Annotated in this window: 17 protein-coding genes; 2 read left to right on the top strand and 15 right to left on the bottom strand. The window is 54.5% G+C overall.

Annotated elements, in window-relative coordinates:
* Window positions 1-9: 9 nt before the first annotated feature.
* From ESZ91_RS05400 to ESZ91_RS05335, 14 genes are all read right to left on the bottom strand, one after another.
* Complete coding sequence (locus ESZ91_RS05400; protein WP_129224884.1) at window positions 10-1,110, bottom strand: slipin family protein; 1,101 nt, start codon at window positions 1,108-1,110, stop codon at window positions 10-12.
* Between the two features lie 200 nt (window positions 1,111-1,310).
* Window positions 1,311-1,493, bottom strand: a complete 183-nt coding sequence (locus tag ESZ91_RS05395) for a hypothetical protein (RefSeq protein WP_129224882.1) — start codon at window positions 1,491-1,493, stop codon at window positions 1,311-1,313.
* A 71-nt stretch (window positions 1,494-1,564) separates the two neighbouring features.
* Window positions 1,565-2,476: a WYL domain-containing protein gene (locus ESZ91_RS05390; protein ID WP_129224880.1), complete on the bottom strand. Its 912-nt coding sequence runs from the start codon at window positions 2,474-2,476 to the stop codon at window positions 1,565-1,567.
* Window positions 2,473-3,702, bottom strand: a complete 1,230-nt coding sequence (locus tag ESZ91_RS05385) for a WYL domain-containing protein (protein WP_129224878.1) — start codon at window positions 3,700-3,702, stop codon at window positions 2,473-2,475. The genes ESZ91_RS05390 and ESZ91_RS05385 overlap by 4 nt, the downstream gene beginning before the upstream one ends.
* Before the next feature lie 89 nt (window positions 3,703-3,791).
* Complete coding sequence (locus ESZ91_RS05380) at window positions 3,792-4,991, bottom strand: SGNH/GDSL hydrolase family protein (RefSeq protein ID WP_129224876.1); 1,200 nt, start codon at window positions 4,989-4,991, stop codon at window positions 3,792-3,794.
* A gap of 18 nt (window positions 4,992-5,009) precedes the next feature.
* A complete protein-coding gene (locus ESZ91_RS05375) occupies window positions 5,010-7,505 on the bottom strand; it encodes an alpha-L-rhamnosidase (protein WP_129224874.1) in 2,496 nt (831 codons plus the stop codon).
* 157 nt (window positions 7,506-7,662) lie between these two features.
* Window positions 7,663-10,242 carry an Ig-like domain-containing protein gene (locus ESZ91_RS05370; RefSeq protein WP_129224872.1) on the bottom strand — a complete coding sequence of 860 codons (2,580 nt, stop codon included), beginning with the start codon at window positions 10,240-10,242 and terminating at the stop codon, window positions 7,663-7,665.
* Between the two features lie 45 nt (window positions 10,243-10,287).
* Window positions 10,288-11,595 carry a dienelactone hydrolase family protein gene (locus ESZ91_RS05365; protein ID WP_129224870.1) on the bottom strand — a complete coding sequence of 436 codons (1,308 nt, stop codon included), beginning with the start codon at window positions 11,593-11,595 and terminating at the stop codon, window positions 10,288-10,290.
* Window positions 11,585-13,429, bottom strand: a complete 1,845-nt coding sequence (locus tag ESZ91_RS05360) for a hypothetical protein (RefSeq protein ID WP_129224868.1) — start codon at window positions 13,427-13,429, stop codon at window positions 11,585-11,587. Before ESZ91_RS05360 ends, ESZ91_RS05365 begins: the two co-directional genes overlap by 11 nt.
* A gap of 10 nt (window positions 13,430-13,439) precedes the next feature.
* A complete protein-coding gene (locus ESZ91_RS05355; RefSeq protein ID WP_129224865.1) occupies window positions 13,440-15,257 on the bottom strand; it encodes a DOMON domain-containing protein in 1,818 nt (605 codons plus the stop codon).
* A 34-nt stretch (window positions 15,258-15,291) separates the two neighbouring features.
* Window positions 15,292-16,197 carry a carbohydrate ABC transporter permease gene (locus ESZ91_RS05350; protein WP_161971065.1) on the bottom strand — a complete coding sequence of 302 codons (906 nt, stop codon included), beginning with the start codon at window positions 16,195-16,197 and terminating at the stop codon, window positions 15,292-15,294.
* Entirely contained in the window at window positions 16,194-17,195 is a 1,002-nt protein-coding gene (locus ESZ91_RS05345; protein ID WP_129224861.1) for a carbohydrate ABC transporter permease, read from the bottom strand. The genes ESZ91_RS05350 and ESZ91_RS05345 overlap by 4 nt, the downstream gene beginning before the upstream one ends.
* A gap of 14 nt (window positions 17,196-17,209) precedes the next feature.
* On the bottom strand, window positions 17,210-18,628 hold the full coding sequence (locus ESZ91_RS05340) for an ABC transporter substrate-binding protein (RefSeq protein WP_129224859.1): 1,419 nt from the start codon (window positions 18,626-18,628) through the stop codon (window positions 17,210-17,212).
* 13 nt (window positions 18,629-18,641) lie between these two features.
* Window positions 18,642-19,853, bottom strand: a complete 1,212-nt coding sequence (locus ESZ91_RS05335; protein WP_129224857.1) for an SGNH/GDSL hydrolase family protein — start codon at window positions 19,851-19,853, stop codon at window positions 18,642-18,644.
* 302 nt (window positions 19,854-20,155) lie between these two features.
* On the opposite strand from ESZ91_RS05335, the gene ESZ91_RS05330 reads away from it, so the two are divergent.
* Complete coding sequence (locus tag ESZ91_RS05330; RefSeq protein ID WP_129224855.1) at window positions 20,156-20,959, top strand: helix-turn-helix domain-containing protein; 804 nt, start codon at window positions 20,156-20,158, stop codon at window positions 20,957-20,959.
* A 94-nt stretch (window positions 20,960-21,053) separates the two neighbouring features.
* Window positions 21,054-21,626: an RpiB/LacA/LacB family sugar-phosphate isomerase gene (locus ESZ91_RS05325; RefSeq protein ID WP_129224853.1), complete on the top strand. Its 573-nt coding sequence runs from the start codon at window positions 21,054-21,056 to the stop codon at window positions 21,624-21,626.
* A 35-nt stretch (window positions 21,627-21,661) separates the two neighbouring features.
* Here the strand turns inward: ESZ91_RS05325 and ESZ91_RS05320 are convergent, their stop codons facing one another.
* A complete protein-coding gene (locus ESZ91_RS05320) occupies window positions 21,662-24,451 on the bottom strand; it encodes a glycosyl hydrolase (RefSeq protein WP_161971064.1) in 2,790 nt (929 codons plus the stop codon).
* Between the last annotated feature and the right edge of the window lie 42 nt (window positions 24,452-24,493).

Genomic DNA, 24,493 nt, shown 5'->3' with positions numbered 1-24,493 from the left:
TATTCTCCTTTATTCCTTTTTTTGCAAAAGGTTCACAAGTTGCGAAAGTATGTCGACATTGCCGTTTAAGGTAATGTTACCCACGTTTTCGCAGATACGCTCCACGTATTCGAGTTCTTTGAGTTTGTAGAGCGTCTGGTTTTCTTCCATCAGTTTGGCGGTATTTAAAAGCGAACGCGTGGACGCCACCTCTTCGCGGCGGGCGATCACGTTCGCCTGCGCGCGTTTCTCCACCACCAAAACGGTGTTCATGATGTCGCGTATCTCGCCTGGAAGAACGATATCTTTCACGCCCGCGTCGGCGATCTCGACGTACAGCGACTTTTCTTTGGCTTTGAGGCGCGCGAAAACGTACGCGGATACGCCCTCCTTGTCGTTTAGAAGATCGTCCAATCTGTATTTGGACACGCAGTCGCGCAGCGCGAGTTGCGCGGCGACGTGCAGTTGTTCGGCGTAATCGTTCACTTCCTCCGCGATCCTGATAAAATCGGTCACTCTGTAATTGCACACGAAATTCACGCGCACGGAAACTTTATCCTGCGTCAGGATCTCCTGTCCCAGAATATCCATCTGCGTCAGGCGGGTATCGACGAGATCGACGTCCACGCGCAAGTCGGTCTGCCAGAAATAGTACGTGCCCGCGTCGAGAAGTTTAGAAAACCTGTGCCCGATATACAGGCGCGCTTTCAGATACTGCGCGACTTCGACTTTCCGATAGAGCGAAGGATCTATTTTGTCAAAGATATAGCGGGGAACATACTCTCCGACTTCGGGCGAAGAGAGATCCACCGTTTGAAATTCGTGCTTGTCGATATCCGAGAAAAAGGCGTATTTGCCCGCCGTAAGCGCGTCGGAAAATTTACCGTTGACAAAATGGAGCGCTAAGGCGCCGTCCGCGACTTCGGCGACGGTAAGTTTTTCCGCGACCGCGCGGTCGGAGAGCAGTGTTTCCAACGAGCATTTGCGCGAATATAATGGCTGATCCTGCGACACGATCTCGATTTCTTTCGAGCCGGATACGCGATATCTGCCCGCGTTTAAAAGCCCCGCGAACTTGCCGCCGTAAAACAGTAACCCCTTTTGATTTTCATTGACGATGATCTTTTTCATATTATATGTACCTCCGATAGAGTTTTGATGCGGAATACGACCGTTCCAACGCGCCGCGCGGCTGAAAATTTGAGCGGGCGGCCGCGGCCGCGGGAAGTTGTTTTTCCGGCGTCCGTTTTCGCGACGCGGTATCCGTTTTCAGGCAGGGCGGGGCGCGCATTGTCGAAAAAAAAGTTTTTTCTCCCGACAGAACGGTCTTTTCACTTTGTCGCGCGCGAAACCGCGCGCATCTCTTTTGCCGCTTTCGCGGCGAATACCAAACCGCTGGCATACGTCTGACACGTACGGTAGGATTCGAACCTACGAAAAAGCGCGGGCCGCGTTTCCGTCTTTGGCATGCGTTTCGGAAGATCCTGACGCACCACAGTGATTCGTTCATACACACGCAGAACCGACTCGCATGAGTATTTTATTACAGAATCTGGAAATTATCACGGAAAAAAAGTTGCGAACTCTAAAAGAGTCCGCAACTTTTTTGCATTTTCAATCTTTCTGTGATGAGCGCCGCGAAACTTTGCGGCGCGACGACTTTGACGAGCGGTCCGAAGGACAGCACCCGTATGACGATCTCCGTTTCGTCCTCCGCGTCGTATAAAATTTCCAGGCGGTAGCGCGTATCGCCGAGCCTGCGCGTTTCCTTTTCGAAATGCGCGAAATGCAGCACGACGCGCTCCAACGCGTTGCGCTCGTCGAAAAGTTCCAGAGCGACGCGCCGTTTCGACCGCGGCCGTCCCTTCCCTTCGGCGGAAATGGTCTGCCCTTGGCACGTTTTGACGGAAACGATGCGCGCGAGATTGAGGATATTCCCGTATCGGCAATGCGAGGAGATCAGACGGAACTTATCGTCCTTTTCCGAATATTCCAGCCGTTCGGGAAAGACGTTCACGCGCAAAGGCTCCCCTTTTCTGTTCAACACGTCGATTTTGAGGGGAATTTTGCGCCCGATCGCGTCCAGGATGACGCGGAAATTACGGATATAGTTCTCATCTTGATAGGGATCTCCGTCCGCGTATTTGTCGAACACGTACACGTCGTCGGGCGTAAACAGCGGTTCCACGCCAAAATCTTCGATCTTCCCGCCGAACAGGCGGATGCGCGGATCGAGGCGGATCGCCTGCAACCAGCGCTTTTGCAGGAGCGTGAGCGGCATTTCGGGCATATGTTCGAGCGGGGTTTTCCCCCTTTCGTCCAACAACTGCCACCGCTCTTCCCGCAGTGCGGGGACGATGGCGAGCACGCTTTCCGAAAAGGCATACGCGCGGACGACCCCGCGCATTTCCTCTTCCGTCACGGGATGATCGAGCGCCGCTTTCAGAATCTTGGCGACGACGTTATAATAACTGCCGTACAGTTCGCTGAATATCATTCGTCCTCTCCGTATAACGCGTACGTCGCGCGCAGATCGTTTTTAAACCGCGTTTCCAGTTCTTTATCGGAAAATTTGAGCGATACGATACGGCAGATAAAGGTGCGGATCCAGGGGATCATCTCCTCCGCGTCGTACACGTCGGCGGAAAACCTGCTCGTATGTTCGTCGATCTTCTCCACGCGGCCGCAGCGCTTTTCACGTTCCAGGCGGCGGTGTATGTACTCTTCGTCTTCCCCGTAACGCACGGTGAATTCTACGTGCTCCGTCCCGTTGCCTCTGCCCCGCATGCTCACGCCCCACATGCGCGGCTGCATGCCGTCCAGCGTCTTACGGAGCGCATCGAACTTTTCAAAGCACTCTTTCGCGACGACGGTCAGAATATTGTCCAGCCTGTACGGCTTCATTCTTTTCAGCCGCAGATTGTACGCCAGAAGATATTGTCGGCCGTTCTGCACGCTGATGAATATGCGCAGGGGCACGACCGCGTTCCGACTCTTCGCGCCCGTATTCCGGTTGACGCTCTCGATTTCTACGCGCCTCTTTTCGTGCATGGCGCAAAAGAGAGAACAGAGGATCTCGCTGTCCAGCGCCTGCGTGATATAATGATGTTTGAAAACGAACGGCGCTTCGCGCGCGTCCGTTTTATCGAGAAGAAAGGAGCCGATCACGCCGCAGGGCGCGATTTCCGAAAAGAGGTCCAGAACATTTTCGTCGGGCAGAGGGACCGACGCCGCGCGGCGGTACAGGAGCGCTTTGCCGCGTTTTTCCGTTTCCAAAATACCTTCCGCGACGTATTCTTTGAGTTTTTTCCGCACCGTCGATTCGTCGAAAGTTTTGGGATTGCGGAACGCGGCGAGGTATCGGTCGATCTTTTCCATGATTTCGGGAAGAGGAAGCGCGGTTTCGTAATCGGCGAGAATATCGAAGAGAATGAAATGCAGCGTCACGTCGCCGTCGGTGAAACTTTTCGCCTTCCATGCATGATAGAGCGGATTGCGGCTGACGACACGGCTGTCGATCTCCAAAAACACGCTTTTGCCCTCCACGGTGCGGCAGGAGCCGACAAAGTCGCCCAACCAACTCTCGACGCGCCGCCGCTCGTCGTCGTAGGAGCGCGCGCTCTTCATAGAAAAATTTTCGCGGCTTTTGAACCCGTAAACGTAAAATTCCCGCACATATTCGCGTATGCGTCCGAAATTTTTGATCAGTTCGCTGTACGGCATGCTCTTCCTCTTTCAAATTATTATGTCCAGTATACCATTCCTTCCCTCATCTGTCAACAGCGCACCGCAAGTGCGGTGCGCTGTCGGATTTAAATGTAGTTATCGCCCGCAACCGTCTGTAAAACGACCTGCGCGTAGACGCGCGCGAGAAAATCGTTGGGATGGTTGACGTTGTTTCCCGTCATGTCGCGGAAACGTTTGGCTTTTAACAGGTCGAGATGCATGGCGGTCATGTCCGCGACCGCGACGAAATCGTATTTTTCCTCCCGTTCCAGCGCTTTCAGCCCCGCAACGTACTCCTTTTGATTGCCGTAAAACCATTCCGTTTCGTTGTTGGGTACGCTCGTCGCCACCGCGACGACAGCGCAGTCGGGAATTGCCGCGTGTATCTTGTCGATCATTTCGGAGATCATCCGCTTATATTTTGCTACCGTGAGATCGGCGTCGTTCATGCCGAACGCGATCACGACGAGGTCGGGCGCATGGGAGATCACATTTTTTTCCACGTTCTCCAACCCCCATTCAGTGTTCGCGCCGCCGAGGGAGGTATTGACGCATTCGATTTTTGCCGCATACTTATCTTCCAGAGAACTTGCGACCATTTGCGCGTAGGAGGGCGTATAGGGCAAAGTATTGCCGCCGTACTCGGTGCCGCTCGCGTTGCAGCCCGCGGTGATGCTGTCGCCGTAAAAGACGATCTTTGCGGCCTTTTCCCCTTCCAGTTTTTTCAAAAACTTGCCCGCCCGATCGCTCTTATCCTCGGGAATACTCCCTTCCCAGACACAGTCGTGCGCGTAGGTCACGGCGATCTGGCGGGAAGTAAAGGTATCCTTTTCGCCGTATTTGATATAGCGGTTTTCCTGAAATCCTGCGGCGTACTTGCCGAAAACGGCGACAGGCACGCTGTCGGGCTCCTTTCTGTAATATTCGTCCGTTTCAAAATACGGGATCGCGGAGCCGCGAAGGCGCCTGATTTTGCCCTCTTCGGTGAGGATATAATCTTTCCCCTCCGTATATTCGACGTTCAGCCCGTAACTGCGCACAGACCTGATTTCCGCGGGGCGGTACAATAGCGGCGCTTCGTCCTCTTCGCCCACGAACAGGACCGTTTCGTTATACATTTCGCGGGTGTGCCAGACAGGGCGCAGCCAGGTTTCAAGACTATATGAATCGTACGGCATCCAATCTCCCCTTTCCGCCAGATCGTCATCGTGCGGGGCGGAGACGCAACCGCAAAGAACGATTGCGCACAGCAGCCCCGCGAAGGCGGCTCTCAAACCTTTTTTCATTTTTCTCTCACTACCCGTCTATACGGCGTAATCGTAGGAACCGCCGCCTACGCGGTAAATATTTTTGCCAAGACAAATTTCCGCGCTCGTCTGGGGCGGCACTTCGATATGCACGCTGATCCTGCCGTTTTCTCTCTTCCACTTTGAAACGATTTCGCCCCGCACCGTCTTCATCGACGCCGAAACGTGATCGACGAGTCGGGTAAATACGGGCGCGATGCGGATCTTATCGCACGCGAACGCGTCTTCCGCGACGTCGATGCCGCCTAAATAGCGGTACAGGAACGCGTCGTAACTGCCGAACATGGGATGGTTGAAAGAATGCATTTCGTTCTGCATTTCCGCTTCCCAGCGCTCCCAGACGCTGGTCGCGTCGTTTTCCATCATGTAACCCCAGCCGGGATACGCGGGATTTTTCAGTATATTGACGACCTCGTCGGCATAGCCGTATTCGGCGAGCACGTAAAAGACGTGGCGGTAGCCGATATTGCCGCTCGTGCAGTGATGGCCGCGCCCGACCGCGTCGCGGTAAATATTTTCCGCAACGCGCGAACGGAACGCTTCGGGCACGATGCCCAAAGACAGCGCGAGAGCGTTTTCCGTCTGCGTGCCGCCGCAGTAATCAAAGGTCTTTTCGTCGAAATATTTTTCGTGCAGCGCGGCGGCGCAACGCTCGGCATGATCGCCGTACTGCGCTTCGTCCTCCGCGTTGCCGACGATCACGGCGAGGCGGCGCATCTCTTTGAGATGCCACAAAAGATACAGCGAAGATACGTACAGATTGTCCGCGCGCACGTCCGCAAACGGCGTGACCCAGTCGCCGTAATAGGAATATTCCATGATATAATTTTGAGAGCGCGACAAAAGATATTCCACCCATTTGCGGATCGAAGCATATTCCGCCGCGGCGGTCGCCCTGTCGCCGTAATAACGGTACGCGTAATCCGCGAGCAGCGGATAAATGACGCACACGGGATCGGCGGGCACGCCGCCCGTATAATAGGGAGCCGTATCGCCGATGCCGCCCTCCGCCGTCTGCGTGTGGGTGATATCGCGTATAAATTTGGGAATGAACCGCGACATATCCACGTTATACATCGTCTGATAAATGCGGGAACCCAGATCGTTGAGCCAGCCAAACCGCTCGTCGCGTTGGGGGCAGTCGGTGAGAATGGAATGCTGGTTGTTCTGTTCGGTGCGCACCGCGATCTCGTGCAGGGCGTTGAGCGTCTTGTCGGAACAGGAAAAATCTCCGATCAGGGGCGCGGCGGTATGCACGTGTTCGCCCACGCAGGACAAAAGTTCCGCTTTGCCCGCAATTTCCGCCTGCACGTAGCGGAACCCGTGATAAGTGAACCGCGGCGCGAACTCTTCCACACCGTCGCCCTTTAAGATATAGGTATCCGAACAGCGCGCCGAACGCAGATTGAGTTGGTTGACGTACCCCTCATTGGTGAGTTGTTCGCCGAATTTCAGCGTGACGGAAGCGCAGCGCTCGCCGCGCACGGAAATTTTCAGCCACCCCGCGATGTTTTTGCCCACGTCCACAATATAGACGCCGCCGCCCATATCCGTCCTCGAAACTTCGGGAAAGCGCGCGCACACCTCGATCGGCTCGATCTCCTGCGCCGCCAATTCCCCGTTCGGGGCGGCCGCGGCGATGGTGTACATCCAGCCGTTCGCCCAGGTAGGCTCGAACGCGAGCGTGTTCCAGTTTTTAGGATATTTGTCCTCGATGCGCGCGTCGTACACTTCGCCGCCGTAAACGCTGTTGTCCACGGTGGGGCTGCCGCCTACCCACCAGCCGTAGCCGGGGCCCGAATGGTCCTCGTACACTTCGCCGTCCTCGTACTCCACGTAGATCTGCGCCAGAAGTTTGCGCGCGCCCAGCCAGCCGTAGCCCACTTCCACGCCGATGACGTTTTTGCCCGCAGCGAGATCTTCCATTTCGTACGCGCAGTAGAAAACGCGCTCGCCGTATTCCGTGACGCCGGGATTGAGCACCGCATTCCCCATTTTTCTGCCGTTCACGAAAAATTCGTGATAACCGAGGCCGCAGATATATGCGCGCGCACGCGCGATCTTTTTATCTTTCAGCGCAATCGCTTTCCGGAACAGCAGCGTGCCGCCGTTGAAGTTGACGGGCACGGAGACCCATTGCCCCTTCCAGTCGCTTTTCTCGTACAGAGCGGTCTCAAACGAGGCGATTTGCGAACGGTAGCGATTCCCTTCGCCGTCCGTTGTTTCACAGCATACGAAATATCGGCTGTGCGAGCAAAGCGGTCTGCCGCCGTACTGTACGCCGACGCTCGCGGCGGAGCGGACTTCGCCGCTGTCCCACATATCCTCACTGCCCTCATAGAGGAGTTTTTCGCTCGTCGCCACCCGTATGCGGTAGGATGTCTGCTCTCCTTTAAAACTTTTTTCATATTGCCAGGAAAAATGCGGCGTCCGCGATTGAACGGCAAGCGGCCGCTGCTGGTATTCTGTTCTGAAATTGATCAATTCCGACATTTTCGATCTCCGTAAGTTATGCAAAGCGACCGCCCCCGTCCGACAAGGACAAGACGGTCGCCGCAGAATTTTTTTATTCGGTTTCTATCATTTTCCCGCCCCCGCGGGGGAATACTCGTTTTTTTGCGGCGGCGGAAAACGCCGCCGCGGTTTGTCCTTACTTTTTCGCCTTTTTACGGAATCCGACGACGAGCGCCGCAGCGCTCAGCGCGATGACCGCGCCCGCGAATACGGATGCGCCTGCCTCCGCGACAGAGCCGCAGCCGCCTCTCTGCACCCTTACGGTCAGTTGCGCCTGGTACGTCTTGCCGTCCACCGTCACTTTCACGGTCACTTCGCTCTCGCCCGCAGCGTCCTTATCGTAACCTACGATCTCCGCTTTGGAAAGATCCGCCTTTTCCGTCTTGCCGCTCGCCCAGACGAGGTTGGCGGTCAAGCCGCTCAGATCGAGTTTTTCGGTGCCTTTTTTGACGGTGAGGACGGTGCCTTCCGCAAATTCCAGTCCGACGATGCCGTCCGTGACGGTCACGGTAACGGTCTTTGTCTTTTCGCCCGCGACGCCGTCCTTCAAGGTAACGGTGACGGTGGCGGTGCCCTGTTTCACGCCCGTGATGCGGCCGTTATTGTTGACGGTAACGATGCTCTCGTCGCTGCTTTTATAATAGAAGTTGCCTTCGGTCGCGGTATCGGGAACGCGCACGGCGCCGAGGCTGACGGTATCGCCCACCTGCACGGTCGCCGTTTCGTTCACTTTGAGATCCGTATAGGGGATATAGATGCCCCAGACCATGCCGTCGAACACAAACGTCACTTCTTCCGCCAATCTGCATTCGGGAACGATCATGCCCGTGCCCGCCTTCATGGCGGCGTTATCCGTTTCGGTCGGAGCAAGTTCGCCCGTCCACATATAGCCGCTGAATCCTGCTTTTAACGTGATGCGGTCGCCTTCCTGCATATAGGGAGCCTTGTTCCAGTTATCGGCGTCCTGTTTTCCGTCATAGAATGTGGGAAGAATCGCCACGTTGCCGCCGCCGAGATTGTAGGTACCGCACTTTACTTCGGTACCGTCAGCCCGCGTGTATACATACTTCGTCGCATCGGGGATGCAGGTCGCATCGGTAATATTCGCAACATTTACGGTGCTGTCGGGATACTGTACGAAAATGCTGTAACTGAACCATTCGACGACCGCGACTTCCTTGATGTCCATGGGAATGACTTCATATACTTCGACGGAAACGTCGAGCGTATATTGTTTACCCGCGAACGAAACGGTCGCTTTGGAAACTTTCGTGCCCACAGTCGCGGTATCGACGTCGGAGAGCGTGCAGTTTTCCTCGTTCAGTTTAAAATCGCTGCCGTACACGTCCTTGCCGTCATTGTCGAATACGGCGTGCGCCGTGAAATCCGAGGGAAGAGCAAGTTTCCCGCCTTTTTCCACATAGATTTTATAGGAAGTGGCAAATTCCAGCCCTTTCATTTCGAGTTCGGGCAAAACTTCCACTTCGTAAGTTTCGCTCAGATCGCCCGCTTTGGCGGTGATGGTCGCCGTCCCCTCTTTCACGCCGAGCACTTTGCCCGTCGCGTCGACGGTGGCGACCTCGGCGTCCGAAGTGGTATAATGTACGGTGGAAGCCGCGCCGTCGTTGAGCGTGGCGGTCAGTTGCAAGGTCCCGCCCACGTGCACCGCGTTGTCCTCGGGATTGTTGTCGATGGTAAGCGTCTTGGGATCGTGCTTGGCGGGATCGTATGCGACGAGGGTAGCGCCCGCCGTGGCATAGATATAAGAAACGTCCGCTTTCATCTGATGCCCCGAAAATTCGAATCCTTCTTTAACGGTGATCACCGTTCCCACTTCGTTCGGACCGTGCAGACAAAAAAGATAGGTTTCATGATACATATAGTCGAATTCACCGCTTATGTCCTCACGAACGGAATTGGTGATCTTGACGTTCTCGACCTTGCCTTCCACGTTTTCTGTATCAACTTTATCTTTTACGTTGAAATTGATCAGAAATCCGCCCCAACCCGGGTCGTAATTGATATTGTTTACGGTAAGTTCGGGAAGTTCGTCGGAGGGCGTCACCGTCAGTTTGACGGAAGCCGTCTTTCCCTCGTACGTGCAAGTCAAGGTATAATCGCCCGCTTTCGTCAAGTCGTATTCGCCCGATATCATGTCTTTTGTGACGAGGAACGGAACGACCTCGCCGTCCGCATAGGTCGCTTTGCCGCGCAGAGCGGAAAGATCCAGGACCGTTGCGCCCGCCTGAACAGTCAATTCGCCCGCGACCGCGACGGATTCCACCGCGCCCGTCGGCTCTACTTTCGTGAACGTGGCGCCCTGGGTGCTGTACTTCCAGGTGATATCTTCCTTTACTTCGCTGTTCGCCGTATACGCATAGCCCGCGTGGATGGTGAACGTGGTACCAACGGCGGGTTCTGTATTATTGTTTACGCCAATGTAAATATAGTTGTTCAGATGTACGGCATTCGGCGCCAAAATACTGCCGTCTGGAGCAATCACGGTGATATGTGAGGGATCCGCCGTGCCCCAAGGCTCGGTAGCGCCGCTCGGTGTGTCCGTTTCGAACAAGACCATATTCCAATCGGTTGCGAAATTCGCGTTTTTAACGGTGACGGCGTCTTTCGTTCCCGCGGCAGACGCGGTGACCGCAACGCCTGCGAACGCCACTACGGCAACGAGCGAAAGCAAGATTGCCAGTAACTTTTTTTTCATGTTTTTCCTCCTCGAAAAATTCTATTTAAATCCGTTCGGCGGATATTAAATCAGTTGTACCATCCGCGTGGAAGTCACGCGGTCGAAATTATCTGTAAACCAGATATAAAACCAGGTCACTTCTCCGCCCGCTTCCTTTTTCATCTCGTCGGTGATCTCGTACGCCGCTTCGCCCTCTTTGAGCGTCAGACGGATATGTCCCCACGAGGGGATCTTTTTCATGTCGCCGCCCGTAAAGGCGATATATGCCTTGACCGAAAGCCCTTCGGGCACGGTAATTTTCACCGAGCCGCTGCTCTTTTCGGGCTGCGCGACGACTTTTACCATTCCGTCGCCGCCCTTGACAATGGAATCGGCAAAGGCATACGGTTCGGGTCTTGCAAAGGCGTGCGTGTGGCTGTGCAGCCAGTTACGCACCAGTGAAACGGTCGCGTTTTTGCAGCGCGCCGCCGTCATGGATATACTGTCGGGAAACGCGTTCACGTCGTCGTTCATCGCCAGAAAGAAGAGCGGCGTTTCGACGCGGCTCAATCCTTCGTCGTCGTCCCAGACGCGAGCGGCGGGATGGGCGCGGTAATAACCGTTCAGGTTGCCGCCCTTCGCCTCGGCGAGGTTCAATGAGCAGTAAATGGGCACGGAAAATGCGAAACGGTCGTCATAGCCCGAAATGATGGAGGTGATCACGCCGCCCCAACTCACGCCGCAGACGCCGACCTTGTAAATATCCACATAGTCAAGCCCGTGCAGCAAGGAATTTCCTAAAATGGCCGTGGATACGGCGTAATACATCCAGGTCTGTTCGATGGGAAGATCCGCGTCGCCGTAATTCTGGTTGTGCGGCGCGGGGTACTGCGATTTCGTGTAGAGGTCTGCGGGCATATTGTCGGACGTGCCTTCTTTTTTGGGCACGTGCCCCTCGAGATCCATCGCCAGCGCCACGTAGCCGCGGTTGACCCATTCTTTGACCCATTGCCAGTATGCCGTGCCGCCCCCGCCGTGCACCAAAAGTACGGCGGGCTTTTTATTGCTTGCGCTCGCCCCTGCGGGGATCCCCAAATAGGCGAACGCGTAACTTTCCTGCCCGTTGTAATCGCTGCGGTAGTAGATCGCTTTGATAGTGCCGCCGATGCCTGTTTCCGTCCTGTCGTTTTCGGTATCCTCGATGATTTTCGGCGCCTGCCACAAACTGTCGGGCAGAGAAACTCTGTCGTAGACGGCGTGATTCGTCATTTCTCTCTTCTCCTCGGGTTTCTCGTTTTCCCCCTCCTTGCCGCAGCCGCAAAGCGCGGGCGCCGCGAGGCATAAGGCGAGGGAAACGAGCGCGCATTTTTTCAGTAAAGTTTTAATAGCCATAACTGTAACTCAGCCTCCCGATGGGCGCGCAGTCGCCGCTGATATAATAATCCATGATATCGTCGGGATGCGTCACGTTGTCGGTCACTTTCAGGCGGAGATGGCAACTGTCGGCGGAAACGCCCAGCAAGGACAGCGGGATCTTGTATACGATGACGTCGCCGTACAGTTTGTATTCCGCGTTCCCCGCGTTTTTCCAGTTGAACCCGCCCGTCGATTTTTCGACGGAGGTCGTGCCGTCCGATTTCGGGCTGCGGCCGACGATATACTGATACGTCTGGAAATCCGCGTCTTGGGAATCGTTCCCGAGATACAGCGTCATCCAGTTGGTATCCGTGCCGTTGTAGGCGGTGATCTCTTTCGCCGTTTTGACGTACACGAACAGATCGGTCGAATTGTGCACGACTTTCACGTCGGTGATATCGTTGCGGTTGCTCGTATCGGTATACGTGCCCTTGTTGACCGCATCCTTGTAGTTGCGCTCCATCGCGTCGCCCGCAAAATCGCGGTAATGCGCTTTCACGTTTTCCCACTGCGCGAGCGTTTCGTCCGCAAGGTCGATCGTCATTTTCTGATATTTGTAATGCTTGGCGTCCTCGTACTTGTACTTGCGGATATTGCGGATCATCTGCAAATAGAAGTTATCGCCCAGATCGCTCTTCATCATCTCGATATCGCGCGAATACTCCTCGTTGTATACGTCGCAGAACACCGTTTCGTTGCCGTTGAAGGTCTTGATCGCCATCCATTCGTTCCAACTGGTAAGGAGTACGTTTTCGACGGTCTTGCCCTGCGCCTCGTAATCGAAGACGGTCTTCCACTGGCTTTCGAAGTTCTGCCCCGCGCCGTAATCTTTGCTGATTTTTTTCGTCGTGTGGTCGTAGCCGCGGCTGCTCGTGGGGCCTTTCGCGCTGAAATTGATCTGGAACGGGTCGTGCTGCGCCACCGATACGCTGATCGCTTTCAGATTCGGGTGAATGCTCTGCGGATATTTCCAACTCATCCAGGGGAGCGCGTTTTCGTGCTCGATGGAGCCCTGCGGCCACTGCGATTCGCGGAGATCGAAACGCTCCGCGATGCTGTCGGGGAATACGTCCGAATAATCGGGATTTGCGAGCACCTGATCGCTCGCGCCGCGGTTATCCGAGGTGATGCCGCAGATCATGGGTTTGCCGTTGGGGCTGAACCAGATATCGTCGTACTTTTCCGTCTGATAGAAAGCGTTGTAAATTTTCCGCGCGGTCGTGCCCGTGTTGGAATTGACGTAGAACATGGCTTTGGGCACTTTGAAGCCCTGATTTTGGTAGGTTTGCAGGGTATTCAGGACCAGTTCCGCCACTTCGTTGTATACGATGGCGTTGGTAGTGTCGAAACAAAGATAATCGACGCCCGCCGCGGTGAGAAGTTCCACGTGCCTTGCGACCACCCAGGGATCGCGCATATTATAGTAACCGTACAGCGGCTGCGAACAGAAATGAAATTCGTTGAGCCGCGTTTCCTCGCAGTCGTCGGGAGAGGCGAGTTTTGCCGCGCCCTCCTCGGTAGATAAAAGCACCTGATTGTCGTAGATCGCCGACTGCATATAGGTGTGCTGCCCCTCCCACAGGGAGTACCAGATCCCCACGTAGCGGGTGCCCTCGCGCGCTCTGTCCGCTTCCTCGATGACTCTGCCGAGCGCGTCCGTGCCGACGGTATTGAGCGCCGTGTACTGTTCGCTCGAAAGCGTTCTCGTGTCTTCGACGCGCGTGAACGTTTCGGGCTTTTCAGTCCCGCCACAGCCTGCCAGACTCATACACATGACCCCCGCGCATAGAACGGAAATAAATTTTTTCATGGCTTACCTCTCAATATCCGTAAGAATAGGCGAATCTGCCGATGGGCGCGCTGTCGCCGGACACATAGTAATCCATGATGTCGTCGGGTTTGGTCACGTTGTCGCACGCCTTGATGCGGATATAGCAATTCTGTGCGGTCAGTCCCAGAGATGCCAACGGAATACTGTATAAAACGACGTTTCCAGAAACGGCGTATTGCGCCGAGCCCGCGCTTTCCCAAGAAAAGCCGCCCCTGCTCTTTTCCACGCTCGTTTTGCCGCTGCCGTCGGGCGAACGGTTGACGATGTACTGGAAACCCGCAAACGAGTTCTCGCCGCCGTTTTCCGTCTGAATGAGCAGATTCATCCAATTTTTATCCGTACCGTTATAGGCGGTGACCGCTTCGGCAGTTTCCACCCGCACATACAGATTTGCTGTGTCGTGCGCGATGCGGACAGAAGAAATATCGTTGCGGTTGCTGTTATCCACGTAAGTGGTGGTCGAAAACGCGTCGCGGTAGTCGCGGGCGAGCGCGTCGCCGACGGGGTCTTTATATTCGCTCTTGACATCTTTCCACGCTTCGGCGCTGAAATCGTCGAGGGGCATGGTTTTCAGATCGTATTTGTAGTGTTTCGCGTCGGAATATTTGTATTTGCGGGTATTGATGAGCGTCTGTACGACAAAGTTGTCGCCGTAGCCGCCCTTCATCATCTCGATATCGCGGGAATATTCCTCGGAGAACGTATCGACGAAATAAGAATCGTTGCCGTCGTTGAGTTTGATCGCCATCCATTCGTTAAAGCCCGTCACGAGCACCTGGTCGACGTACTTTTTGGAAGAATCGGCGTTATTTTCGAATACCGTTTCCCACTGCCCCTGATAATTGGTGCCCTTGTCGGAGTTGGAAGTATAGTTGCGCATCTTTTTATAGTCGAATCCCCTGCCGTTGTTGGTCAAGGGGCCGTTGCTCATTTTCGCGTCGGGATGCTGCGCGAGCGATACGCTCATCATGCCGTTGAAATTCTTTTGCGGATACTGCCAACTCATCCAAGGAAAGCCCGTTTCGAGATTTTCGATGGTGGTCTTGCCGTCCGGCCACTGCGATTCGCGGAAATCGAAGAAATCCTCTTTGAGCATGGCGTACAGTTCGCGATTCTGCGCCGAAATGAGTCCGTCCTCGCTCACGCCGATAATTAAAGGCTTGCCGTCGGGCGCGTACCACAGATCTTTGTAAAGCCCCTTTTCGTAATAGCGGCGGTACAATCCGCAGACGACGTCCGCGGAACGCGTGTTCGTGTAAAAGGTGACTTTCGGCACGTTGAAACCCTGGTCGCGGAAATTCTGCAAAACTTCGAAGATCGCGTCCGCCTCCTTGTTATAGGCGGTGGCGTTGGTGTAGTCGTACACCAGAAAATCGATGCCCATCGCCATCATCAGTTCGACGTGGCGGGTGATCACCCAGGGATCGGCGGAACAGTAATAGCCGTAGAGCGGCTCGCCCCAATAGTGAAACTTATCGGCGTTTTCGTACAGATAGTCGCTGCCCAGATAATCGGGATTTTCCGCCATGATTTTCGTGATATCGAGCACTTTGCCCGGCGTTTCGTGCACGCCGTGCCAGGTGTGATAGAACACGCCCACGTCGTTGCCGTTAGAAATATCGCCCGCGGGCGCGGTGCGTCCGAGCGCGTCGGTCGCGGTCAGATTCGCTTCGGTATATTCGAACGCCGAAAGATTTCTGGTATCTTCTACGCGCTCCGTCGGCTTATCTTTGGGATCGCATCCGACGCTGCATGCGACGATGGCGCAAATCAGCGCGGCGGCGATCCATTGTATCGGTTTTTTCATAGTACCCCCGTATTTGGTTTTCCGTCGAAATGCTTTAGCCCTTCAAACTGCCCATCGTGACGCCTTCGATCAGTTGTTTCTGGAAGATCCCGAACAGGATCGTGGGAATGACAGACATAAACACCGCGCCCGCCATCAGGATATTGACCTTGGTTCCCTGCGAGTTGTCGGTGATAAAGTTGTACAGAACGAGCGCGAGCGTTTTGGGCGCCGTGGCGGAAGTACAGTAGACCAAGGGCCCGTAGTAATCGCCCCAGTACGCCAGAAACACCTGCACCATCACATAGATGAGAACGGGCTTGCACAGCGGCACGACGATGCGCGAGTAACGCACAAAGGCGTTTGCGCCGTCTATTTTCGCCGCGTTTTCCAGTTCGTTGGGAATGCCCATCATAAATTGCCGTATCAGAAAGATATACACCGCGCCGCCGCCGAACAGGTTCGGAATGGTAAAGGGCAGAATGGTATTCAGAAATCCCAGTTTGCTGTAAATGATATACAGCGGCAACTGCGTGACCGCGGAGGGCAGCATCATGGTGCCGAGCATGGCGGCGAACATGACGCCTCTCCCCTTCCAGCGCAGTTTTGCGAACGAATAGGCGATGAGCGTGGCGGAAAAGGGCACGGCGATCAGGTTGAACGCGATGATGCACAGCGTCCACAGAACGCCTTCGCCGTAGCCACCCGTCTTGAACACCGTCACGTAGTTGATAAACTGCGGCACTTTCGGAAAAAATCCCGCGTAAGGGTTATCCACTTCTTCCGCAGACATCAGGCTCTTGACGATCATGTAAAAATAGGGAAAGAGCAAGACGATCGCGATCGCGCCCATTAAGATATAGAGAAAAATTTTCAGGATCAGTTTTTCGCGGCGCGCCTGCCTGTTCTTTTCCTGTAAGATAGCGGCTGCGGTGTTTTCGAGTTGTGCAAATTCGCTCATTGCGCGTCCTCCCCGTAAAACACCCATTTGCTGGTTTTGAACAGCACGCCCGTGAGCGCCGCGATGATCGCGAGCATGAACCAGGCGAGCGCCGCCGCGTAGCCCTGCGCGCCGGAAATTTTAAAAGACGTGTTGTAGATCTTGACGCCCAGCATATACAAAGATTCCCCGTCGCTTCCTCTTCCGGGCAGAGGGCCCGTGGAATACAGGAGCGTTCCCGTGTACTGAATGGAGCCGATGACCGACATGATGAGATTGTAGAAGATCATGGGCGTTGACATGGGGATGGTAATGGAGATAAATTTGCGGAAGCGCGACGCGCCTTCGATATCCGCCGCCTCGTACATGCCCCTGTCGATGTTCTTGAACGCGGAGAGCCATAAGATCATGCCGCTGCCCGTGCTCCACAGATTGATAAAGAACAGCGAGGCGATGGCAGACGGCCCTTCGCTTTGAAACCAGCGCGAGGCGGACAGCCCGAACGCCTGCAAGATCTTGTTCATGATGCCCATCGTTTCGGGGTTGGCGGTATATTTCATCATATCCGTCCAAAGAAGCGCCGCCGCGACCGCGGGGATCATGCAGGGAAGGTAATAGATGACGCGGAAGGTATTGACGCCCTTGATGAGGGTCGTGTTGACGAGCGCCGCCAAAAGATAGGAAGTGACCAGTCCCAGGGGCACGCTGACCGCCACGTAGTAGAAGGTGTTGAGGCAGACAATGCCCATTTCTTTTTTGTCGACGGTGAACATGCGCACGTAGTTAGCAAACCCGCGCCAGTTCCAGATATTGATGCCGTTCGTTCCCCAAAAAGAAATGTAGAGCGAATACACGACGGGTATCAGCGTAAAGACCAACAGCCCGATCAAAAGGGGCGCGTTGAACAGCCAGCCCGTGTAATTATTTTTCAAAAACTTTTTGAAGGGCGTCTTCTCTTTTTTTTGACGCTTTTCGGGCGGCTTTTGAACCGCCCTTTCGCTAACGCTTTTCGTATCCATGCGAACCTCTCGCTTTAGTATTCGATCATCGCGTCTTTCATGTCGCGCACGGTCGCGGAAATGATCGCGTCCATATCTTTCGCCTTTTCTGCGTTGCAGGCGTTATTGAACATCTGCTTGATCGCCTGCTGCAATCCCGCCTTAGCGGAAAGTTTCGTCCGCGTGAAAAAGTCGGAGGATACTTTATATTCCGAACCGTACGTATAGGCGGACAGGTTGAGCGTTTCGTAATCCTTGCCCCAGTTGGCGTTCTTGTAATCGGACAGGTCTTTGCGGATGGAAGCGAGGTTCAGGCCGTTGAGCGCCATTTTCTGCTGTCCCGCATAACTGGAAAGATAGGTCAGAAACGCCCAAGCGAGTTCTTTGTTTTTGGAAGCGGCGTTGATGGCGTAACCCGCCACGCCCGCGCCGATCTTCGGCGTATCGTTCTCCGTGATGAGGGGGAAGGAAACGAGATCCACTTTCCCTTTCAGGGCAACTCTGTTCGCGTACAGGGAAACGGAAGCCGACTGGAAGAGCATGGCGCTCTTGCCGTTGTCGAAAGAGCCGCTGGTCGCGACCGTGGAATCGTTGATATAGCGCTTGGAAACGAGATCCGCGACCATGTCGAGGCATTCGCGCGTCGCCGCGCTGTCGATGGCGACTTCGCCTTTTTCGTTCAGAACTTCGGCGCCGTAGGAGAGGAGCATGGGATAGCACACGGACAGCCAACTCGTCAGATTCGCATCGAAAACGTAATCGTTTCGCATGCCGTTGTTATCCATGTACGTTCTGACTTTCGCGCACACTTCCATAAAATCGTCCCACGTCCAGCCGTTTTTGACTTTGGTGGTCGCGGGATCGAGATCCACGCCCGCCTTGCTCAGAATATCGGTATTGATGAACGTGACGACGGAATCGCAACTGCGGGGAATGACGTAGCAACTTTCCCCTACCGAACTCATGCCGTAAAATTCGGTGTAGAAGTCGTTTTCGAAAGAGTATTTGCCCGCTTCGCCGTTCGCGCCGATATAGGTATTCACCTTATCCTGCATTTCGTTCGCCTTTATGTAAGGGGTGAGATCGACGAACGTTTCCGATTCGACCAGATCGTAAAAATCGGGCGAATTGCTCCACACGATATCGGGCAGCGTGCCTGCGAGTTGCTGTTGACCCACCGCGCTGACGTAGTTGTCTACCGAAACGTAACTCATTTCGATGGTCACGTTTGGAAAGAGATCGGCGAAATCGTCGATCAGGCACTGGATCATCGTGCGCTCGTTGACGTTGCCGCCGGGCACCATGATCTCGATGGTCGCTTCCATATTCGGGTCGAGATTGACCGTGATATCGTCCGGATCCACGGGCTTGGGTTTGGACGGCGTCCTGTCGCAGCCGCTCAATACGGCGAGGGAAAGCAGTCCCGCGAGTAAAACCGTTAAGAATTTTTTCATCGTTTAACTCCTTTTAATATTTGATCAGCGCAGACAAAATGTTCATGGCGTACAGCCTGCTGCTGTAATCATTCACATGGTTGATCCCGTTGCCTGTCACGTCCATGTATTTCTTGTTTTGGAGGAGCGTAAGACTGGGCGTAAACATATCCAGCGTGAACGCTTCCCGATAACTTTCGGCGATCTCGTCGAGTTTTTTCCAATACGCCTTGAACGTATTGTAATTGTAATTGGCGGAATTGGGCGCAAACGCCTTGATGAGCATAAATTCGCAGTCGGGCACGCGCGCCTGTACGTCCGCCACGATCTTTTCGATATTGTCGCGGTAGGTGCCGGGCGTCATGTCGCCGCCCGCGTCGTTGATGCCGAAATGGATCATCACGAGATCGGGCGTTTCCGATGCGACGGCGTTGATCTGCGCGGCGGCGCTGCCCCATTCCGAAGTTTTTCCGCCCACCGCCACGTTTTTGACGCTCACTTTGCCCGTATATTTCTCGTCGAGCGCTTTTGCGGACTGATCCACCCAGTTTTCCATGTAGGGCGCATGGCCGAAATGCCCGCTGGAAGAGCAGCCCTCCGCCACGCTGTCGCCGATGGCGACGATCTTTACGTCCTTGCCCGAGATCAGTTTTTCTTTCAGTTCGGGAAAGCCCGACGTTTCGTAATCCGCGAATTCTTCCGTCTTCACGTCGTTCACGTCGTACACGTAACTGACGGATACCTGATGCCCGTAGATGAGCGAACTTTCCGTATAGATGGAGCCGCCCATGAGCACCCAGTCGGTCTCGACGTTCGTTATGGAGGAAACTTCGCGGTAGGGTTCGGGAATGTTCTTGCCCAAAAGGTTTTCCGCCGTGAGATAGGGCATGGAGCCGCCCGCTTTCATCGTGAGCGTGTTGCCGCTTATTTCGTATTCGGAGGCGGGATATTCCTTTTCCCAGGTATAGTCGCGCACGGACAATATTCTGACGGGTTCGTATTGCAGTTTTCCGCTGACGACGCCCTTATCCTCCACGAGCATGACCGTTTCGTTATAAATCACATTCCCTTTAAAATAAGGCGCGGTCATTTCGTTGAAACCGAACGCGTACGCCGCTTTGTCGGGCTCGACGTAGTTGGGAAATTTCGAAAGGTCTACTTGCTCTTTCTCTTCCTTTTGGCCGCAGCCGACAAAGGGAAAGACGAGCAGGAACAGTCCCAAAACACCTGCAAAGATTTTTTTCATGGCGATCTCCTGTTTTTTCCGATAGAATAATTTTCTTTGCGTTGTACAACGCAAAGAAAAAGGGTACCCTTTTTCTTTGCGTTGTACAACGCAAAGAAAAAGGGTACCCTTTTTCTGATTATGAATAGGCGTTTTTCTGCAAACTACGCCCTTTTTTATACTTTTATTTTAAAGCCATACGGCCGATAAATCAATGGATAAAATAAAGAAAATATTACACTTTTTACAGAAATTCTTAAATTACTTGACAGAAATCCTTCCTTATGACATAATAACGGTGTAGATATTCAAGGAGGCGGTCCATGGAAACGTTCAACCCTTTTCTCACCACCTCGCTGCACGTCACCGAGGCGGGTTATACCAAGGTTGGCCCCTCGTGGAGCCATCTGGCGACCTTTTTCCCCTACTACCGCATGTACTATATCACGAAAGGCGCGGCGAAAATGTTCATGCACGACGAAACGCTCGAACTTACGCCCGACCGGCTTTACTTTATTCCCGCCTTTTCCATTACGGGCGCGGAATGCCCGCGTGAAATGGAACACTTCTGGATGCACTTCAATCTGGATATCACGACGATCAGTTATCTGACGATCTATAAACCCGCCCTCTTCGTGGAAGCGCAGCCGCTCGACAAAGAACTGTTTCGCTTGGTACGGGAAAATTTCGACGCTGCGGACGACGGCGCGCACGCGCCCAACACGCTCGCCTGCCAGAGTCTGGCAAAATATCTCTTTTCGCGCTTTTTACCGAGCGGGAACGTTTCTTCCGAGTCCGCGAACTTTATCCCCGTACTCGAATATATCGACAGGCACCTCAATTCCAACATATCCAACACGGACCTTTGCAATATCATGTGCCTGAACGAAACGTATTTTTCCAACGTGTTCACCAAACAGTTCGGCATTTCGCCCAAACAGTACATTTTGCAAAAGCGCATCGGCTCCGCCGCCAGAATGCTGGTGGAAACGGACAAGACGGTCAAAGAGATCGCTTTCGAGTTCGGCTATGACAACGAAATGTATTTCAACCGCATCTTTCACAAGATCACGGGATCGGCGCCGGGAAAGTACAGAAAAAACTTCCGCGCCAAGGACAAACTATAAAAGGGATAAAAATATCTGTAAATAATGCATTGACGGGGATAACTCCCTGTACTATAATAGTGATAAAATCCATCGGGATTCGGAGGAAATTTATATGAAAACAATCAAGGAAAAACAGTTATTGGTCGGCGCGGACTTCGCAGGCTTTCCGCTCAAGGAAGCCGTCGTCGCGCACTTGCAGAAAAAGGGCTGGACGATCACCGACGTGGGCGTAAAAGCGGACAGCGATCCCGACGACACGGATCTTATGTTCCACCGCGTGGGCCTTCGCGTAGGCAGCATGATCTCCGAAGGCGAGTTCGAGCGCGCGCTCATCTTCTGCGGCACGGGCATGGGGATCCACATCGCCGCCTCGAAATGCCCGCACGTGCACGCGGGCGTGGTGGAGAGCGTTCCCGCGGCCCTTCGCGCCATCACGGGCAACGGCGTGAACGTGCTCGCCATGGGCGCTTTCTATGTGGCTCCCGCCATGGGCTGCGACATTGCCGACGCTTACCTCAACGCGAACCTCGGCAGCGGCTACGAGTGGTGGCACAACTTTTACGAATTCCACAAACTCGCCATCGATGAACTGGAAGCCTTCGATTACGAAGAGTACAAGAAAAACGGCTTTAAAGTGAAAAAACTGGGCGATTATCCCCTTTCGCTAGAAACCAAACCCGACTAAAAAAACACCCCGCGGAGATCTCCGCGGGGCTTTTTTTACTTTTCAAACGAAACTTCGATCGATTCCAGCCCGAACGGCACGAGTTTTTTCTCGGGCGTATAGGCCGCGTTGGTGCGCTCGTCTTTCCAGCCGCCGCGCAGGGTGAAAAAGTCGGGCGATACGCCGCCGTTTTCGTCGTACGCGCAGTGGAAAGGCCCGAACTTGTTGCGCATGGTCGAATAGCATCTGACGCGTATTTCGTGCCCGCCCTCCGCAAGGCGCATCGTAGCCGATTCGCCCAAAAGCACCGTGCTCTTTTCGCCTTCGCAGAAAAATTCGCACATGGCAAAATTCCCGACGGGCCGCAAAAGAATTTTTCCGCCCTCTTGCAGCGCGAACGAATACTCCGCCGCCCCGCAGAAATTCTGCAATCCCTGTTTCATAAGGTCGCCCGCAGTCTTCGGCGCGGGTGCGCTTAAACGATCGCCCGACGCATCGAAATCCCCTTCCAGATAGACGGGCTCCATCAGCGTGGCGTAACTGAAACAGTTTCTGAGGCTTTCGGGCACGGCGTCGTCGAAAAGAACGTTTTTGATCTGTTCGGAATCCGCAAAATCCGCCTCGTATTCATAGACGTTTTCGCCCGCTTCCGCACAGACGTCCGCCCTTATAAAGTTTATATCCGAAGCGTCTTGCGAAAAGCGGACAGGCTTGCCGTTGAACCGTTCGCCGCGCACGTTCTGCTTTTCGCAAAGCAGAGAGATCTTCCGCGCCGCATCGCTTTCGAAAACATAGCGTACGCGGATCTTTCCGCAATAGCCGCGCTTGACGAGCGTTTCGAATACCCCGTACACATAGCCCGACAGCGTTTCTCCGTTCTCGGTCAGAACCTGCGCGTTTTCCAGCGTCAGACAGTTTTTCTCTCTGCCGACGAACGCGGGCACGATCGTTTGTTTCCGTTTTGCGGCAAAGGGCGGCTCTTTGTACGCGCCGTTTTCTTCGAGCAAAAGAGAGCCGAACGGGGGCACGGTAAACTCGCTTTGCGGGGAAAACCCTTCGAGCGTTTCCAGATTTAACTCGCTGAACCTGCCCGCAAGCGACAGTTTCGCGGGCGCGGCGGAATCGTTGACCGCAAAGACGAAGCGCGCGCCGCTATCCAGCGTGCGGCAGGTATATTCGCATTCGCAGGCGACGACGGCGCTGGGCTTGGGCAGAGCGCCGAGAGAAATATTGCTTTTAAGAGCGGAAAGATCGGCGGGAACGCCCCCGACGAACGCGGGCGCCGCGCCCTCGACGGCGAGTTTGCCGCCCTCTTTCAGATACGAAGTCAAAAGGCGCACGGTATTTTCTTTGAGTTCGCGGCAGTTTGCGAGCACGACGGCGGAATAGGCACACTTGCCGACGACCAGCCGCCCGTCCCGCACGCCGCCGAGTTTTTCGAGCACTTTCTCATTGACGAACTGATAGGCGACGCCGTTTTCGCGCAGCGCGTCGGCGATCTTCGCAAAGCCGACGTCCACGTTTTCGCGCGCCGCGTCCTCGCTCAAACGCCGATAGTCGAGATAGACGCTTTCCATGGGCGTGACGACGGCGACGGGCGCCTCTTCCTTCGACGAGGCGATTAAAAAGCCGAGGCGGGCGAAATAGTCGTTGAACGTCTTATAGCCCGAAATCCAGGGCAGCGTCCTGCCGAAATGCACGGGGTGATCGGTCTTGCCCTGCCCCGCGATTGAATAGTTATACAGGTGCTGGCACATGAGGTCGACGCCGTGCACGTACTGTTTGTCCGCGATGTGCCTTAGTTCCATAGGCGTGGCGGAATTGCCGCTGCAACCGAACGTTTCGGTCATGACGAGGTTCACGCCCCGCTGCGCGGCGACAGAGCCCGCGCTACGCGCGGAAATGTTCGCGGGCGAATATTTCGCGAGGTTGTCGATGGCGGGGATATGCTCGTACAGATAACTGGACGCGCAGTCCGCGCCGCCCCACATCTGCGTGAAAAAGCAGGTTTCCTCCACGCTGTGACCCGTGAGCATACAACCGTGCCCCTCGCACCAGTCGTTGAGTTTGCCGTAAAAATTCTCGCAGTACAGGCGGTTCATCAGATTGTAGTACTTTACGCGGAAAGGATAGCCCTTTTCGTCGTTTAAAAACAGATAAATGAGCCCGTCTTTCAGATTTTCGCCGTACGTTTTGAAAAATTCTTGTTCGGTCACCGCGGAAACGGGCGTCGCGTAGCGGTAAAACTGCGGCTCGTCGGTGAAAAATCCCAAAAGTTCTTTGCCGAACGAGGGCGCGAAACGCTCGAAATATTTTTCGTGCGTTTCCTCGATAAACCGCTCGGTCACGGCGGGGTTCAGAATATCCACGTACGCGTCGGAAACGCGCTCGTACAGCGTATGATACTTTTCGGCGCGCTCGCCGCGCTTTAAAAGGCGCGGCGTACCGCCGTCGAGAGAATACACGGCAAAGGCACTCCCGTCGAACTCGTCTTTGATCTCGTATTCCAGATAGCGGGCGCGAAAATCCCGTTCGGAAAGCAGTTTGCCGCCCACGAATCCGCTCGGCCAGCCGAATTCATCGTACATCCATACTTTGAGATCCTGTTTTTTTGCCTCTTCGAGGCATACGCCCACAAGGCGGAACCACTCGTTTGACAGATATTCGGTCGTCAGCCCCGCCCGCGCGTGGAAAATGAACCCGCCCAGACCGAACGACTTCATTTCCCCGATCTGGCGGCAAAGTTCCTCTTCGCCGAGTTCGGAGTTGATGCTCCAAAAAACCACGGGCCGGAAATCGCGCACGTTTGCGCGCAGTAACGTCGAAAGCAGACCTTCGTTTTTCATAAATATTCCCTTTTTTATGTCGATTTGATTGCATAGTATAAC

Origin of the sequence: Candidatus Borkfalkia ceftriaxoniphila (assembly GCF_004134775.1) — a bacterium.
Taxonomy (GTDB): domain Bacteria; phylum Bacillota; class Clostridia; order Christensenellales; family Borkfalkiaceae; genus Borkfalkia; species Borkfalkia ceftriaxoniphila.
This window is presented reverse-complemented; position numbering and strand designations above follow the sequence as displayed.